Annotated in this window: 13 protein-coding genes; 5 read left to right on the top strand and 8 right to left on the bottom strand. The window is 74.3% G+C overall.

Annotated features, from left to right (window positions below):
• Positions 1–17: 17 nt before the first annotated feature.
• Together ABS735_RS26190 and ABS735_RS26195 are read left to right on the top strand one after the other, a co-directional pair.
• Positions 18–1,001, top strand: a complete 984-nt coding sequence (locus ABS735_RS26190; protein ID WP_373903954.1) for a helix-turn-helix domain-containing protein — start codon at positions 18–20, stop codon at positions 999–1,001.
• A 61-nt stretch (positions 1,002–1,062) separates the two neighbouring features.
• Complete coding sequence (locus tag ABS735_RS26195) at positions 1,063–1,545, top strand: DUF456 domain-containing protein (RefSeq protein WP_373903808.1); 483 nt, start codon at positions 1,063–1,065, stop codon at positions 1,543–1,545.
• Here ABS735_RS26195 and ABS735_RS26200 read toward each other — a convergent pair.
• From ABS735_RS26200 to ABS735_RS26215, 4 genes are all read right to left on the bottom strand, one after another.
• Entirely contained in the window at positions 1,508–2,035 is a 528-nt protein-coding gene (locus ABS735_RS26200; RefSeq protein ID WP_373903807.1) for a methylated-DNA--[protein]-cysteine S-methyltransferase, read from the bottom strand. The genes ABS735_RS26195 and ABS735_RS26200 overlap by 38 nt on opposite strands.
• Positions 2,032–3,513 (bottom strand): DNA-3-methyladenine glycosylase 2 family protein, encoded by a 1,482-nt coding sequence (locus ABS735_RS26205; protein WP_373903806.1) that lies wholly within the window; start codon positions 3,511–3,513, stop codon positions 2,032–2,034. Before ABS735_RS26205 ends, ABS735_RS26200 begins: the two co-directional genes overlap by 4 nt.
• Before the next feature lie 21 nt (positions 3,514–3,534).
• Positions 3,535–4,644: a ribosome small subunit-dependent GTPase A gene (gene rsgA / locus ABS735_RS26210; RefSeq protein WP_373903805.1), complete on the bottom strand. Its 1,110-nt coding sequence runs from the start codon at positions 4,642–4,644 to the stop codon at positions 3,535–3,537.
• A gap of 247 nt (positions 4,645–4,891) precedes the next feature.
• Positions 4,892–6,211 carry a radical SAM protein gene (locus tag ABS735_RS26215; protein WP_373903804.1) on the bottom strand — a complete coding sequence of 440 codons (1,320 nt, stop codon included), beginning with the start codon at positions 6,209–6,211 and terminating at the stop codon, positions 4,892–4,894.
• A 107-nt stretch (positions 6,212–6,318) separates the two neighbouring features.
• Here ABS735_RS26215 and ABS735_RS26220 point away from each other — a divergent pair, with 107 nt between their 5' ends.
• Positions 6,319–7,575, top strand: a complete 1,257-nt coding sequence (locus ABS735_RS26220) for an FAD-binding protein (RefSeq protein WP_373903803.1) — start codon at positions 6,319–6,321, stop codon at positions 7,573–7,575.
• Between the two features lie 78 nt (positions 7,576–7,653).
• On the opposite strand, the gene ABS735_RS26225 is transcribed toward ABS735_RS26220, so the two are convergent.
• Together ABS735_RS26225 and ABS735_RS26230 are read right to left on the bottom strand one after the other, a co-directional pair.
• Positions 7,654–9,423: a S8 family serine peptidase gene (locus ABS735_RS26225; protein ID WP_373903802.1), complete on the bottom strand. Its 1,770-nt coding sequence runs from the start codon at positions 9,421–9,423 to the stop codon at positions 7,654–7,656.
• Positions 9,424–9,651: 228 nt separating this feature from the next.
• Positions 9,652–12,537, bottom strand: coding sequence for an ATP-binding protein (locus tag ABS735_RS26230; protein ID WP_373903801.1), 2,886 nt, complete (start codon positions 12,535–12,537; stop codon positions 9,652–9,654).
• Between the two features lie 199 nt (positions 12,538–12,736).
• Between ABS735_RS26230 and ABS735_RS26235 the strand changes: the two genes are divergently transcribed.
• Positions 12,737–13,318 (top strand): TetR/AcrR family transcriptional regulator, encoded by a 582-nt coding sequence (locus tag ABS735_RS26235; protein WP_373903800.1) that lies wholly within the window; start codon positions 12,737–12,739, stop codon positions 13,316–13,318.
• Here ABS735_RS26235 and ABS735_RS26240 read toward each other — a convergent pair.
• A complete protein-coding gene (locus tag ABS735_RS26240) occupies positions 13,315–14,067 on the bottom strand; it encodes an isocitrate lyase/PEP mutase family protein (RefSeq protein WP_373903799.1) in 753 nt (250 codons plus the stop codon). The two genes, ABS735_RS26235 and ABS735_RS26240, sit on opposite strands and share 4 nt — an antisense overlap.
• Entirely contained in the window at positions 14,064–14,534 is a 471-nt protein-coding gene (locus ABS735_RS26245; protein WP_373903798.1) for a hypothetical protein, read from the bottom strand. The genes ABS735_RS26240 and ABS735_RS26245 overlap by 4 nt, the downstream gene beginning before the upstream one ends.
• A gap of 107 nt (positions 14,535–14,641) precedes the next feature.
• On the opposite strand from ABS735_RS26245, the gene ABS735_RS26250 reads away from it, so the two are divergent.
• Positions 14,642–15,178, top strand: a complete 537-nt coding sequence (locus ABS735_RS26250; protein WP_373903797.1) for a hypothetical protein — start codon at positions 14,642–14,644, stop codon at positions 15,176–15,178.
• Positions 15,179–15,186 lie beyond the last annotated feature (8 nt).

A 15,186-nucleotide genomic window follows, 5' to 3' on the forward strand; every position in this document is an offset into this window, starting at 1 on the left:
GGGAGGGGCGACGCCTGATGCTGGGAGTGCTGGGGCTGGAGGGCACGCAGGAGGCGGCGTACCGGGCGCTGGTGTCGGTGGGCGCGGCCGACGTACCCGATCTGGCGCGGCGGCTGGCGCTCGGCGAGCAGGACACCGAGCGCGCGCTGCGCAGGCTGGAACAGAACGGGCTCGCCGCCCAGTCCTCGGCCCGCCCGGGACGCTGGGTCGCGGCACCGCCCGGCGTCGCGCTGGGCGCCCTGCTCACCCAGCAGCGGCACGAACTGGACCGGGCGGAGCTGGCGGCGGCGCTGCTGGCGGAGGAGTACCGGGCGGCGGCGGCCGAGCCCGCCGTGCACGACCTGGTGGAGGTGGTGACCGGCGCCGCGGCCGTCGCCCGGCGCTTCCTCCAGCTGCAGCTCGGCGCGACCGAGGAGGTGTGCGCACTGGTCACCGACCGGCCGGTCGCCGTGACCGGCATGGAGAACGACGCGGAGGAGCAGGCCACCGGACGCGGTGTCCGCTACCGGGTGGTGGTCGAGCGGTCGGTGCTCGACCTGCCGACCGGCATCACCGAGCTGACCGCCGCGCTGGGCCGCGACGAACAGGTCCGGGTGGTGGACCGGGTGCCGACCAAGCTGGTCGTGGCCGACCGGTCCCTCGCCCTGGTGCCGCTCACCGCGCACTCGTCGGAGCCCGCCGCGCTGGTCGTGCACGCCAGCGGCCTGCTCGAACTGCTGTCGGGCCTGTTCGAGGCGGTGTGGCGGGACGCCCTCCCGCTGCGCCTGGGCGCGTCCGGCGTGACCGAGCACGGCCCGGACGCCCCCGACGACACCGACCTGGAGATCCTCTCCCTGCTGCTCGCCGGGCTGACCGACGCGAGCGTCGCCAAGCAGCTGGACCTGGGCCTGCGGACCGTACAGCGGCGGGTGAAGCGCCTGATGGAGCTGACGGGGGTCACCACCCGGCTCCAACTGGGCTGGCATGCCTACGAACGGGACTGGGTGGCCAGGAAGCCCTGAGGAGCCCCGCCCGCCGCGCCGGACTTCTGCGGACCGCGCCGGACTCCTGCACCCTGGACAGATGGGAGCGTGGGACCTCCTGCTGGCCGGCCTGGTGATTCTGCTCGGGCTGTGCGGCGTCCTGCTTCCCGGCGTGCCCGGGTCGTGGCTGGTGTGGGCCGGGGTCGTGTGGTGGGCGCTGAAGGATCCGCAGCCGCTCGCGTGGGCCGTCCTCGTCGGCGCCACCGTCGTCCTGCTGCTGTCCCGGGCGGTGCGCTGGGCGCTGCCGACCCGCAGGAGACGCCGGGACGAGGCCATGCGCCGGCTGACGGCGTACGGGGGCGCGGGCGCCGTCCTCGGCTTCGTGGTCGTCCCGGTACTGGGCGCGGTCCCCGGCTTCATGGGCGGGATCTACCTCGCCGAGCGCCTCCGGCTCGGGCGGCACGGCGAGGCGATGGCGTCGCTGCGCACGGCGATGCGCCACGGCGGCGCCGACCTGCTGACGGAGCTGTTCGCGTGCCTGCTGATCACCGGGGCGTGGCTGGGAGCGGTGCTGGCCGGCTGACCGGGGCGCCCTCCAGCGTCAGCAGCCGCGTCTTGCGCTCCAAGCCGCCCGCGTACCCGGTCAGGGAGCCGTCGGCGCCGATCACCCGGTGGCAGGGGCGCAGGATCAGCAGCGGGTTGGCGCCGATCGCGCCGCCGACGGCGCGTACCGCGGGCCGTGAGGCCCCGATGCGCGCGGCGATCTCGCCGTACGTAGTCGTCGTCCCGTAGGGCACGTCGTCCAGGGCGGCCCACACCCGCTCCCGGAAGGCGGTGCCCTCGGCGCGCAGCGGCAGCCGGAACTCCGTCAGCTCCCCGGCGAAGTAGGCGCCGAGCTGCTCCTCGGCCGCCCGGAAGGGCCCGGTGTCGTGCCGCCAGCCGCCCTGGACGCTCCGGCCGCCCTTCTGTCCGGGCACGGAGAGGGAGGTGAGCACGCCATCGGGGGCGGCGGTGAGGAGCAGCCGCCCGACGGGACTGTCGATCTCGTGCCAATAGGTGGTGGGGGTGGTCATCGGTCGTTCTCCCACTCTCCTGCTGCGCGCAGGTGGTTCAGTGCGTACGAGCGCCAGGGGCGCCAGATGTCGGGGACGGCGAGGCCGGGCGGGGCGACGTCCGGGTCGCCGAGGGCGCGGGTGCGCACGACGGCGACGGTACGGGCGTCCAGGCCGGGCACGGCCAGCAGGGCGCGCTCGGCGTCGTCACGGTCGGCGCCCGGGTCCAGGCGTACGACGCCGTCGGCGAGGGCGGCGGCGAGCGCGCCCGGAGGGCCGTCCGGCGCGGCCTTTGCGAGGACGGCCGGTTCGGGGAAGAGGTGGGTGAGGGTGCCGCAGGGCGCGTCGAGGGCCTTGCCGTACCGCTGGACGAGCCGCTCGGCCTCCGCGCGGCCCACCAGGGCCCGCACCGCCAGTTCGTCGGGGTCGGCGGTGCCCGGTGAGCGCAGCCCGGGGCGGGCGGCGACCAGGGGGGCGAGCCGGGGGTCGGCGCCGAGCCGCTCGTCGACGGCGTACGGGTCGGCGTCGAGGTCGAACAGGCGCCGCAGCCGCTGGACGGAGGTGGTGAGGTCGCGCAGGTCGGTGAGGTGGAGGCGGGCCTCCAGCCAGCCCCCGCTGCCGGTCCCCGGCCGGCCCGGCCGCCCCGGCCTTTCCTGGACGGCGACGATCCCGGTGCCGTACGGCAGACGCAGGGTGCGCCGGTAGACGCGTCGGCCGCTTGCGCCGGTGACCTCCTCCACCCCGGCGACGGCCTCCCGCTGGAGCAGGTCGAAGACGGGGCCGGGCTGGTAGGGGCCCCGGTGGGCGAGGCGCAGCGGGACGCCGGCGGAGGGGGTGGCCGTGCGCCGGGCGGCCCGGTCGCGGGCCGGGGCGGCGGCGCGCAGCTCGCTCGGGGTGGCCGCGTACACGGCCCGGATCGTGTCGTTGAACTGCCGCACGCTGGCGAACCCGGACGCGAAGGCGATCTCGGTGACGGGCAGGCCGGTGGTCTGCAGCAGGACGCGCGCGGTGTGCGCCCGCTGGGCGCGGGCGAGGGCCACGGGTCCGGCACCCACCTCGGCGGTGAGCTGGCGCTGCACCTGGCGGGCGCTGTAGCCGAGCCGTCCGGCGAGTCCGGCGACGCCCTCGCGGTCGACGACGCCGTCGCCGATCAGCCGCATGGCCCGGCCGACGACGTCGGCGCGGACGTTCCAGTCGGCGGAGCCCGGCACTGCGTCGGGACGGCACCGCCGGCAAGCCCGGAAGCCGGAGCCCTGCGCGGCGGCGGCCGTCGCGAAGAACCGCACGTTGCGCCGCTTCGGAGTGACCGCGGGGCAGCTGGGCCGGCAGTAGATGCCGGTCGTCTCGACGGCGAAGAAGAACGCGCCGTCGAACCGGGCGTCCCGGCTCCGCACGGCCTCGTACCTGCCGTCGTCGCGTGTGGTCCCGTACTCCGCCGTCTGTGTCACGCTGTCCAGTCTCCGCCAGACCGGAGGACCGGGCTGGCGGAAATCGGACATCGCGTTGCGACCGGCGAGGGGCTACCGCATGCCGCCCCTCTTGGCCTCCATCGCCGCCTTGCCGATGGCACCCCGGCGCTTCCACTCCTTGCGGATCTCGGCCCGCAGCCGGGCGTCGGTCTTGGCGACGATGCGCTGGTTCTCCCGCATGAGCTTGCGGTAGCTCTCCAGCCGCCGTTCGGGCAGTTCGCCGCTGTCGATGGCGGCGAGGACGGCGCAGCCCGGCTCGCTCTCGTGGGCGCAGTCGTGGAACCGGCACTCCTCGGCCAGCTCCGCGATCTCGGCGAACACCTGGTCCACCCCGCTGCCCGCGTCCCACAGCCCGACGCCCCGCAGTCCGGGGGTGTCGATCAGCACTCCCCCGCCGGGCAGGGCGAGGAGGTTGCGGGTGGTGGTGGTGTGCCGGCCCTTGCCGTCGACGTCGCGGATGGCCTGGACCCCCATGACGTCCTCGCCGAGCAGCGCGTTGGCCAGGGTGGACTTGCCGGCACCGGACTGCCCGAGCAGCACGGCCGTACCGCCGCAGACGACGGCGGCGAGCACGTCGAGCCCCTCCCCCTGCTCGGCGCTGACGGACAGCACCGGCACGCCGGGCGCGGCGGTCTCCACGTCCTGGACGAGGTACGCCAGGGTCACCGGGTCGGGCACGAGGTCGGCCTTGGTGAGGACGACCAGAGGCTGCGCCCCGGACTCCCAGGCGAGGGCGAGGAACCGTTCGATCCGGGCGAGGTCCAGCTCGGCCGCGAGCGACACGGCGACGATCGCGTGGTCGACGTTGGCCGCGAGGATCTGCCCCTCGGACCGCTTGGAGGAGGTGGAGCGCACGAAGGCGGTACGGCGTGGCAGATACGTGCGTACGTAGCGCGGGTTGCCGTCCGGTTCGACGGCGACCCAGTCGCCGGTGCAGACGACGCGCAGGGGGTCGTGCGGCGTGACGAACGCGGTGTCGGCGCGCAGGACACCGTCCGCGGTGACGACGTCGCACTGCCCGCGGTCGACCCGGACGACCCGGCCGGGCAGACAGCCCTGGTCGGTGTACGGGGCGAACTCGGACTCCCACTCCGCGTCCCAGCCGTAGGGGGCGAGCGGGTGCGAGGAGGAGGAGAAGGAAGAAGAGGAAGCGAGATTCAAGGGAGACCCTTCACAGGGCGGCCCCGGCGTCCGCGCGTCGTACGCGGGAGGTGAGCTGGTGTCAGCCGGCGGCCACGGAGGTGGACTTGACGAACTTCCGGATACGGGCAGCGCCCGTCGCAATGACAGTCATCGGTCACACCTCCTGCTCTCCGCTCGGCTGTGGCCACATCCTAGAAGCACCCGGGCTCCGGGCGCCACGGAATATCGCGCACCCATGCTCTCGCCTCCGGGAGAGGCGCCGTGTTCACACCTCCACGGGCGCGTCCTCCGGCAGGCTGTCCATGAAGGAGCTGACCGAGAAGACCGCGTTGCCGGCGCCGGGCGGGCCGTAGCCGGGGGGCGAGGAGAGGCCGAAGTCCTCCATGGTCTGGCGGTAGGCCTGGAGCAGGCGGATGTGGTACTCCAGCGGCGCGCCGTCGGGGTTGGTCCTGCCCAGCGGGGTGGTGGGCTCGGGGCACCAGGTGGTGAAGCGGGGCGTGATGCCGTGCGACATGAAGAAGCGCAGGCCCTCGGTGGTGGACGCGATGGCCTCGTCGACCGTCTTGAAGCCGAAGGGCTCGGCCATCTCGACGCCCGCGACGAAGTTGGGGATGACGTTGCGCGCGCCGAAGACGTCGGTGGAGTCGAGGATGCGCTTGTGCCACTCGTCGCGGCCGACGTACCGCTCCTTGCCGGGGCAGTACATCTTGAACAGGTACTCGTCCCACACCTCGAAGTTGGGGTGGTAGATCTGCACGCCGTAGTCCTTGAAGCGCTGGACGTCCGGCTTGGGCAGGGCCTGGGCGACGACCTTGCCGATCCAGCGGCCCGGGAAGTGCTCCTCGATGGCCTTGGCGTACCGCCCGTAGAAGTCGGCCTCGTCCAGCCCCTGAACCTTCGTCGTGATCGCGCCGCCGGTGAGCGTGTACGCGGTGGAGATCTTGGCGGTGTCGTACTTGTCGATGATCTCCAGCGCCTCGAGGACCTCGTCGACGTCCTTCACGCCCGTGTACGGCCGTCCCGCCGCCTTGTGCTGGCGCCAGTTGTGGTTGATGTCGCAGTACTGGCACTCCTCCTTGGCGCCGAAGTACTGGCAGACGCGGAACGCGGTCAGGTAGATCAGGTAGCCCCACTGGATGGTCGGGGCCACCTCCATGACCGACTTCCCGTTGGAGAGCTTGTGCCGGTAGTACTCCGGCATCGGTGGCACGCCGACGTCGGAGATGCGCTTGCCGTCGAGGTAGAGGCCGAGCTGGTTGTGCTCGTCGGCCGCCACGCGGTAGGGCGAGGACGGGTTCACCCGGACCGAGACGACGGTGCGGCGCAGGTCGTAGGGGCCGCCGGTGAGGATGATCTCCTCGGGCGGGCGGCGCAGGGCGGCCTCGCCCAGCTCGGGCAGGGTGCCGTGGTCGAAGGAGAAGATGAAGTACGACTTCGGCTTGACCTCGCCGTCCTCGTTGTCGCTCAGCGCGGAGGGGTCGAAGGCGACACCGCCGCGCAGGAGGTCCTCCTTGAAGACGGCCTCGCGCGGTACGTTCGGGAACCGCTCCATCAGATCCTCGACCAGCGCGGTACGGCTGTCCATCCCGTGTCTCCTCCCAGCTCCGGCGTTCGACTTCTCACGGTATGCCCCCGCGACAGCGGCTTCCCGCCCGGGGCCCCTTCCAGGCGCGCCGGGTAGGTTTCCGCCGTATGAGCGACATCACGGTGACCAACTGGGCCGGCAACATCACGTACACGGCCAAGGAACTGCTCCGGCCGCACTCCCTGGACGCGCTGCGGGCCCATGTGGCGGACAGCGCCAAAGTGCGGGTGCTGGGCAGCGGGCACTCGTTCAACGAGATCGCCGAGCCGGGTGACGGGGGCGTCCTGCTGTCGCTGGCGGACCTGCCGTCCGAGGTCGACGTGGACACGGCGGCCCGTACGGTGCGGGTCGGCGGCGGGGTCCGGTACGCGGAGCTGGCCCGGCTGGTGCACGCGCGGGGGCTCGCGCTGCCGAACATGGCCTCGCTGCCGCACATCTCGGTCGCCGGGTCCGTGGCGACCGGCACCCACGGCTCCGGGGTGCGCAACGGTCCGCTGGCGTCGGTGGTGCGCGAGGTGGAGCTGGTCACCGCGGACGGTTCGACCGCGGTGCTCGCGCGGGGCGACGAGCGGTTCGGCGGGGCGGTGACCTCGCTCGGCGCGCTGGGCGTGGTGACCTCGCTCACCCTCGACCTGGAGCCGACCTACGAGGTCGAGCAGCACGTCTTCACCGGGCTGCCGCTGGCCGGGCTGGACACGGCGACGTTCGAGACGGTGATGGCGGCGGCGTACAGCGTGAGCCTGTTCACCGACTGGCGGGCGCCCGGCTTCCGCCAGGTGTGGCTGAAGCGGCGCACCGACCGGCCGCTGTCCGACTTCCCGTACGCGGCGCCGGCCACCGAGAAGACGCACCCGGTGCCGGGCATGCCCGCGGTCAACTGCACGGAACAGTTCGGGGTGCCGGGACCCTGGCACGAGCGGCTGCCGCACTTCCGCGCCGAGTTCACGCCCAGCAGCGGTGCCGAGCTGCAGTCGGAGTACCTGATGCCCCGGGAGCACGCCCTGGCCGCCCTGCACGCGATGGACGCGATACGTGACGTGCTCGCGCCGGTGCTGCAGACCTGTGAGATCCGCACGGTCGCCGCCGACGAGCAGTGGCTGAGCCCCTCCTACGGCCGGGACACCGTGGCCGCGCACTTCACCTGGGTCGAGGACACGGCGGCGGTGCTGCCGGTGGTGCGGCGGCTGGAGGAGGCGCTCGCGCCCTTCGCGGCCCGCCCGCACTGGGGGAAGGTGTTCACCACCCCGGCGGACGAGCTGCGTGCGCTGTACCCGCGGCTGGGCGACTTCGGGGTGCTGGCCGGGGACCTGGATCCGGCGGGGAAGTTCACCAACGCGTTCGTGCGCGGGGTGCTGGCGGGCTGACGGCCGGGAGACGGGCGGGGCGCACCCGGGTCGTGTCCGGGTGCGCCCCGTGGGGATCGATGGTCGGGCGGCGACTGGTCAGTTGGCGAAGCAGAAGCCGAAGCTCCAGCACTGGACGGTGCGGGAGGCGGTGTCGGAGTTGCCCGCCTCGTCGGTGACCGTGAGGATGGCGGTGAAGTTCTGCTGGGCGGCCGGGTAACGGTGCGAGGTGGTCACCCCGGTGCCGTTCCGGCCGTCGCCGAAGCTCCAGGCGTACGAGGCGATGTCGTCGTCGGGGTCGGTGGTGCCGGAGGCGTCGAAGTCGCAGCCGGTCTGCATGCAGAAGGCCGTGAAGGACGCCGTGGGGGTGTCGCCCGCCGGGGGTGCGCCGGCCCGTACGGAGCGGGTGGCGGTGTCGGAGTTGCCCGCCTCGTCGGTGACGGTGAGGGTGACCTCGTAGGTGCCGGCCGCCGGGTAGGTGTGCGAGGGGGCGGCGCCGGTGCCGGTCTTCTCGTCGCCGAAGTCCCAGGCGTAGGAGGCGATGTCACCGTCCGGGTCGGTGGAGCCGGACGCGTCGAAGGCGCAGGCCGGCTCCGTGGTGGAGCAGTCGGCGGTGAAGGCTGCCGTGGGCTCGCCCGGCGCGGGTTCGTCGTCGCCGCCCAGTCCTGACACGTTGAGCAGCAGGTTGGGCGAGCCGCTGCCCGGGTTGCCCACCTCGCCCTGGTCGGCGCCGTCGACCAGCGCGTCGCGGACCTCCTGCGGTGCGGCGCCGGGGTGGGCCGACAGGTACAGGGCCGCGGCGCCCGCGACGTGCGGTGACGCCATCGACGTACCGCTCATCGTCGTCTGGCCGCCGCCGTTGCGGGTGGAGACGATGTCGCTGCCCGGGGCGAACAGGTCCAGGCAGCGGCCGTAGTTGGAGAAGCTGGAGCGGGTGTCGCTGCTGGTGGTCGCGCCGACGGTGATCGCGGCGGCGGTGCGCGAGGGACTGTAGTTGCAGGCGTCCAGGTTGTTGTTGCCGGCCGCGACGACGGTGGTGACGCCGGCGTCGACCAGGCCCTGGACGGCCTGGTCGACGGAGGAGCTGGGGTCGCCGCCGATCGACATGTTGGCCACGGAGGGGCCGGATGCGTTGCGCGCCACCCAGTCCATGCCGTCGATGATCTGCGACCACTGGCCGGTGCCCTGGCAGTTCAGCACCCGCACGGAGACGATGTCGACGTCCTTGGCCACCCCGTAGTCCCGTGAGCCGACGGTGCCCGCGACGTGGGTGCCGTGGCCCTGGCAGTCGCTCGCGTCCGAGTCGTTGTCGATGAAGTCGTAGCCGCTGGAGGCCCGGCCCTCGAAGTTCGGGTGGCTCAGGTGGACTCCGGTGTCGATGACGTAGGCGGTGGCTCCGGAGCCGGTGTTGGGGTACGTGTAGGCGTCGTCGAGTGCGCCGTCGACGCGGTCGATGCCGTACGAGGGCGGGTCCGGCTGGGTGCCGACGAGGCGGGCGGCGCCGTCGGCCTCCACGTACTCGACGCCGTCGGCGGCGGCGAGCCGCTTGGCCTCGGTCTCGGTGGCGGATATCGCGAAGCCCCGGAAGGCCGCCGAGTAGACCTGGCGGACCTGCGCGCCGTACTGCTCGGCGAGGGCGCGGGCGTCGGCCCGCACGTCGGCCTCGGTGCCCGCCTGCACGGAGGGCCGGCCCTCCAGGGCCACGATGTACCGGCCCTCGACCGCACCGACCGCGTCCGCGTTCCGGATCGTGCCCTCGGCGGGCGACCCGTCCGCCGGGGCGGCGGCGACCGGCCCGGCGAGCGCCAGTACCGTCGTCGCCGCCGCTCCGACGCACAGCGCGGACAGCTGCCTTCTCCTTCTGCGCATACCTCTGCTCCTCCGGTAAGGGTGGGGAACGGTTCCGGAGGGGGAGCCACCGGAACCGGGCGGGCTCACCCTCCGCCGGGCGAGGTGCGCGAACAATCCGTGGAGCGGTAGGTATCCCCTACGTATTCGACGCGCTGTCACCCCCGCGTGCTCGACGCTCTGTCACCCCCGCGTACTCGACTCCCTGTCACCGCCGCGTCGTCGACGCCTGTCACAGCTGGGTGCCGCTCACGCGCCGTCGGCCGGTACGTCGGCCCGTGAGGAGACGCCGAGCTTGCGCAGCACCTTCGCGACGTGCTGCTCGATGGTGCGCGGCGACAGGAACAGCACGTCGGCGATCTCCCGGTTGGTGTGGCCGAGGGACACCAGGCGGGCCACCTCGCGTTCGCGGGGCGAGAGGGTGTCGCCGTAGCCGCGCCGCCCGCGCCGGGAGGGGGTGACCACACCGGCGCCGCGCAGCACCCGGCGGCAGCGGGCCGCGTCCCGGGTGGCACCGAGGGCGGCGAACTCCTCGGTGACGTCGCCCAGTTCCGGCGCCGGCTCCGGCTCGCCCAGTGCCAGCGTCTCGCGGGCGGCGGCCTCCCCGGCGCGGGCGGCGGCGTACGGCCGGGGCAGCGCGGTGTATCCGGCACGGGCGGCGGTGAAGGCGGCCGCGGCGTCCTCGTGCCGTCCGGCGGCGGCGGCGAGGATGCCCCGGCAGGTGTCCACGGCGGCCCGGCCGAGCGGCACGTCCAGGCCCGCGACACCGGCCGCGAGTTCCTCGGTCACCGCCTCCGCCTCGCTGCGGCGCCCGTCCCGCACGTACGCCGCCACCGCCATCGGCGTGAGTTCCGCGCCCCAGGCCCAGATGTCCTTGCGCCGCACGCGGGCCACGGCCCGGTCGGCCAGGGCGCAGGCCGCGTGGGTCTGCCCGCGGGACAGCAGCAGCCGGACGCGGGCGCCGGACGCCGCCGCGAGGACCGGGGCGGGGGCGTTGTCCGGGTCGGCGAGGCCTGCGGCGTCCAGCCGGGCGGCCGCCTCCTCCCACTCGCCCCGGGCCAGCGCCAACTGGCCGAGCACCAGCTGTGCGTCGGCGGCGACGGGCGCCACTTTGGGGTTGTCCCGCAGGATGCCGTGGGCGCGGGCGGACAGCTCCTGCCAGTGGCCGCCGTGCCAGTCCAGGCGCAGTCCGGTGCCGGCCGCGATGCCCGCGACGAACGTCGCGCCGTGCTCCCCGGCCAGCCGCTCGGCCTCCCCGCAGTAGCGGCGGGCCCGGACGTCCCGGCCCAGCCAGGCCGCGTAGTCGGCGAGGTTGCCCCAGTTGCGCGCCACCTGCATTCGGGCCTCGGGGCCGGTCCGCTCGCCCTCCCGCAGCGCGCGTTCGGCCTCCTCCCAGACGTGGGGGTCGCCGCGGCCGGCACGCAGGGTGAAGTGGTTGCCGCGCACCGCCATCCGCAGTCCCGCGTCCGCCTCGCCGGCTTCCCCGGCCTCCTCGGCGACCAGGGCCTCGGCGCGCGTCACCCACCGCTCGTACACCGGGTAGGGGTGGTCGCCCCAGCCGGGCAGCGCGAGGGCCGCCATGCCGCGGGCTGCGAGCGCCGGGCGTTCGCGCAGTTCCTCGACGGCGATCTCGGTGTCGGCGCGGGCCTGTTCGTAGTCACCGGCGTGGTTGTGCAGCAGCAGTCCGAGGTTCAGCCGGATCTCCCCGCGCAGTGGGTCCGGCAACCGGTCGTCCTGCACGATGCGGCGCAGCAGCTCGGCGGCCTGCCGGTGGGAGACGCTGTGCACCGCGGCGCGACTGAGCCGGGTCGCCAGCTCGGCCCGCGCCAGGGGCGCCAGGCGGGCGTCGGCCAGCAGGTCCTCCAGCAGCTGGACGGCGAGGGCCAGGTCCCCCATGCGCTGCGCCGCCCGGGCGGCCGCCTCGCCGTAGCGGTGCCACTCGGCGGTGTCCGCGGACTCCTTGGCGTGGTAGGCGAGGTGCACGACGGGCTGCGGCCGGACGCCGTCCAGGGCCCGCACGGCCCGCCGGTGGAGGGCCGTGCGGGCCGGTCCGGGGATGCTGCGGTAGACGGCCTGCTGGGCCAGGGTGTGCCGGAACCCGTAGCGGTCGGGCCCCAGTTCGTGCAGCACACCGGCGCCGAGCGCCTCGCGCAGCGCCGGTCCCGCCCAGGCCGCGCCGTCCCGGTCCGTCCCGGCGTCGGCCACGGTCGCGATCAGCTCCTCGCCGGAGGGGACCCGCAGTACCGCGGCGGCCCGCACACAGGCGTCGGCCCGAGGGGACAGCAGGGCCATGCGATCGGCCATGGCCTCGTGCAGCCGGGTCGGTACGCCGACGGCGTCCAGCGGGTCGGTGCCGTCCAGGCGGCCCGGAAGGGCCCGTACGACCTCTTCCAGGACGAACGGGATGCCGGCGGTGCGCTCGTGCAGGGCCTCGGCGAGGGCGGCCGGTATCCGGGCGTTGCCGGTGAGGGCGGCGGTCATGCTGCGCACGGCCGGCACGTCCAGGGGCCCCAGCGGCACCAGGACCGCGGTGGTGCCCGGCGGCTGCCGGTAGGCGCGGCCCAGCGGCAGCCCGGGGCCGGGCAGTTCCTCGCGGCGGTAGCTCAGCACCACGCCGAGCCCGGCCGGCGGGTCGTCCACCAGGAACCGCACCAGGTCCCGGGTGCCCTCGTCCGCCCAGTGCAGGTCCTCCACGACGACCACGGCGCCGCCGACCCGGTCGAGCAGGGCCCGTACCGCGCGGAACAGCCGGTGCCGGCTCGCGCCGGGGTCGGTGAGCGGCTCGGGCGCGGGCGGCAACCGGTCGTCCAGCTCGGGCAGATAGGGCCGCAGCGCCCCGCACACGGGGTTGAGCCCCGACGGCAGGCGGCCCTCCAGGCGGCGCAGGAGCTCGAACACCGGGCCGTACGGGAAGGGTTCGCGCAGCGGGTGGCAGCCTCCGGCCAGGATCGTCCGGCCGCGTACCGATGCGTGCCCGAGTGCCTCCCGGATGAGTCGCGTCTTCCCGATCCCGGCCTCGCCCTCCACCAGCACCACCGCCGGAGGGTGCGCGAGCGCGTCCCGTACCGCGTGGAGTTCTCCCGTGCGTCCCACCAGAACGGGGGCCTCTGCGCGGCGGAGGACGGGATCGGTCATGCACGGCTCCGAACGTGGGGGGGGGCGGAGGTGGGACAGGTGCCGCGCAAACTAGCCCCGCCGGGCCCGGCGGGCAACAAGGAGGCGGGGCGAGGTGGCGTAATAGGGTGGCACCCGGAGCCCCTCGGGTCCGGGTCTTCCGCCTTCTCCCGGCTTCCCGGCCGGAGGCGCCGTCGTCCACCGCCGGAGAGGTGGTCCCATGCCCCGAGTCGGCCTCACGAGCGAGCGTGTCGTCGCGGCCGCCGCCGATCTCGCGGACGAGGGCGGGTTCGAAAACGTCACCGTCTCCGCGCTGGCCCGGCGCCTCGGGGTGAAGGACGCGAGTCTGTACACGCACGTGCGCGGCCTGCGGGACCTGCGGGAGCGGATGGCGCTGCTGGCCGGCGGCGAGCTGATCGAGGAGATCGCGGGGGCGGTGGCCGGCCGGGCCGGGAAGGAGGCGCTGGCCGCCTTCGCGGGTGCCTACCGGGCGTACGCCCTGCGCCACCCCGGCCGTTACGCCGCCACCCAGATCCGCATCGACCAGGCCCTGGTGGCCGACTCCCCCGCGCTGCGCCGCACCGCCGAGATCACCTACGGCATGCTGCGCGCCTACGGCCTGGCCGAACCCGACCTCACCGACGCCGTACGCCTGCTGCGCTCCACCTTCCACGGGTACTGCGCGCTGGAGGCCTCCGGGGGTTTCGGCGCCCCGCGCGACGTACAGGCGTCCTGGGACAAGGCGGTCGACGCCTTGCACGTGGCGCTGGAGAACTGGCCGCGGGACGAAGGGAACGGCTAGCCGGTCAGCGCCCGCACCTCGTCGTACGTGGGCGTCGGACCGTCCGGATCCCGGCCCGCCCGGAGATCGGCGGCCGTCTCCAGGGCGGCGCCCAGCGCCCGCCGGTAGAGCAGCGACCCGAGGCTGACTCGGCGTACGCCGAGGTCGGCGAGGTGCGCGAGGGTGGGGCCCGCGGGCGTGTACAGGACGTTGAGGGGCACGTCGAAGCGGGCGGCGAGGGACGCGATGCGGGCGGGGTCGGTGAGCCCGGGGACGAAGACGCCGTCGGCGCCGGCCTCGCGGTAGGCCTCCAGGCGCCGCAGGGTCTCGGCCCAGTCACCCTCGCCCGACCAGTACGTGTCCGTACGGGCGTTGACGAACAGGCCGGGGGCGTCCCTGCGGACCGCGGTGATCTTCGCGGCGTGCCGGTCCGCCGGTCCCAGGGTGTCCTCCAGGTTGATCCCGACGGCGCCGACCGCCGCCAGCTGCCGCGCCAGCTCCCCCACCTCGTCCGGGTCGTCGCTGAACCCGTCCTCCGCGTCGACGGAGAGCAGGAAGGGGGCCGAGCCGAGGGTGAGGGCCAGCCGCAGGGTCTCGTCGCGGGTCGCCGACGCGCCGTCGGGCAGCCCGGCCGCCGCCGCGACGCCGAGGCTGGTCGTGCCGACGGCGCGGAAGCCGTGCCCGGCGAGGGCGAGCGCGGAGGCGTGGTCCCACGCGCACGGCAGGAGCAGGGGCCCGCCGGCCCGGTGGAGTTCGGCGAACGCGGTCACGAGAGGTCGCCCATCGCGTCGGCGTAGTACACGGATTCCGCCAGGTGAACGGCGAGTTCGCGGAAGCTCCAGCCTTCGCCGGGCGAGTGGTCGAGCTGCTCGTCGGTGAGCGCGTCGAGGCGGTTGGCCCAGATCCGGGCGAGCCGGGTGAGGCGGCTGCGGGCCTCGTCCAGGTCCTCGCCGGTGAAGCGCGCGCGGTCGGCGTCCGTGGTGACCAGGGAGGCGTGCCAGTGGTCGGGCTGCGTCTCCTCCCCCGCCAACCGGGCCTCCAGTTCCGCGAGATGGTCGACCATGTGGTCGGCGACCCGCCGGATCGCCTTGTGCGGGGTGTGGACGCGGCCGTCGACGTGTGCGGGCCGCCCGTCCCAGTGGGTCCAGGTGGCGGCCAGGGCGAGGACGTGGTCGACCATGCCGGTGACGGCGTCGGCGGGCGTGAGGGTGCTTGCGGCGGTTCGCGTGTCGCTCATGTCCCGCACGTTAGGGGCCGGTTGCTTCGGTGTCGGCCGAAGTGTCCCGGGCGAACGCGGGTACCCGGTCTGCACCGTACTTCCACGTCTCCCCCATGAGAGGTGACATGGCAAGCGCAGAGAGAAGCGACGACCGTCGGCGGCTGCGGTGGCAGGACAGCCTGTGGGGCATCGGTGTGATCGCCCTGGTCGTGGGCGTCGGGGTCCGACTGGTCGTGAACGGCGCGTCGGCGTGGCCGTCGGCCGTGGTGGGCGCGGCGCCGATCGCCGTCGGGCTCGTGTGGTGGGTACGCCGTCGGCGCGTGCGGGACGCGGAAGCGGTCGGTACGGAACCGGACGACGTGCCCGGCATGGACCGGCAGATCCTCGAGGGCGGGCCGGTGCCCCGGGACCCGGAGCGGCGGCGGGCGATGGCGGCGTTCGTCGACTCACGCCAGGAGCGGCTGCGGCGCAACCGCTGGTGGGCGTTCCCGATGCTGTTCCTCATCTTCTTCGGCACGTCGGCGCTGTGGTTCGTCTCCGGATCGGTCGGCGCCGGAAGCCTGATGCTCGGCCTCGCGATCGTGTTCATGAGCTGGCTGACCTGGTACAACCTGCGTTTCGACCGGCGTCTGTCGCAGATGCGCAGCCGGCTGCAGGACTGAGTCGCGCC

It is taken from the genome of Streptomyces sp. MMCC 100 (genome assembly GCF_041538145.2).
Lineage (GTDB): Bacteria > Actinomycetota > Actinomycetes > Streptomycetales > Streptomycetaceae > Streptomyces.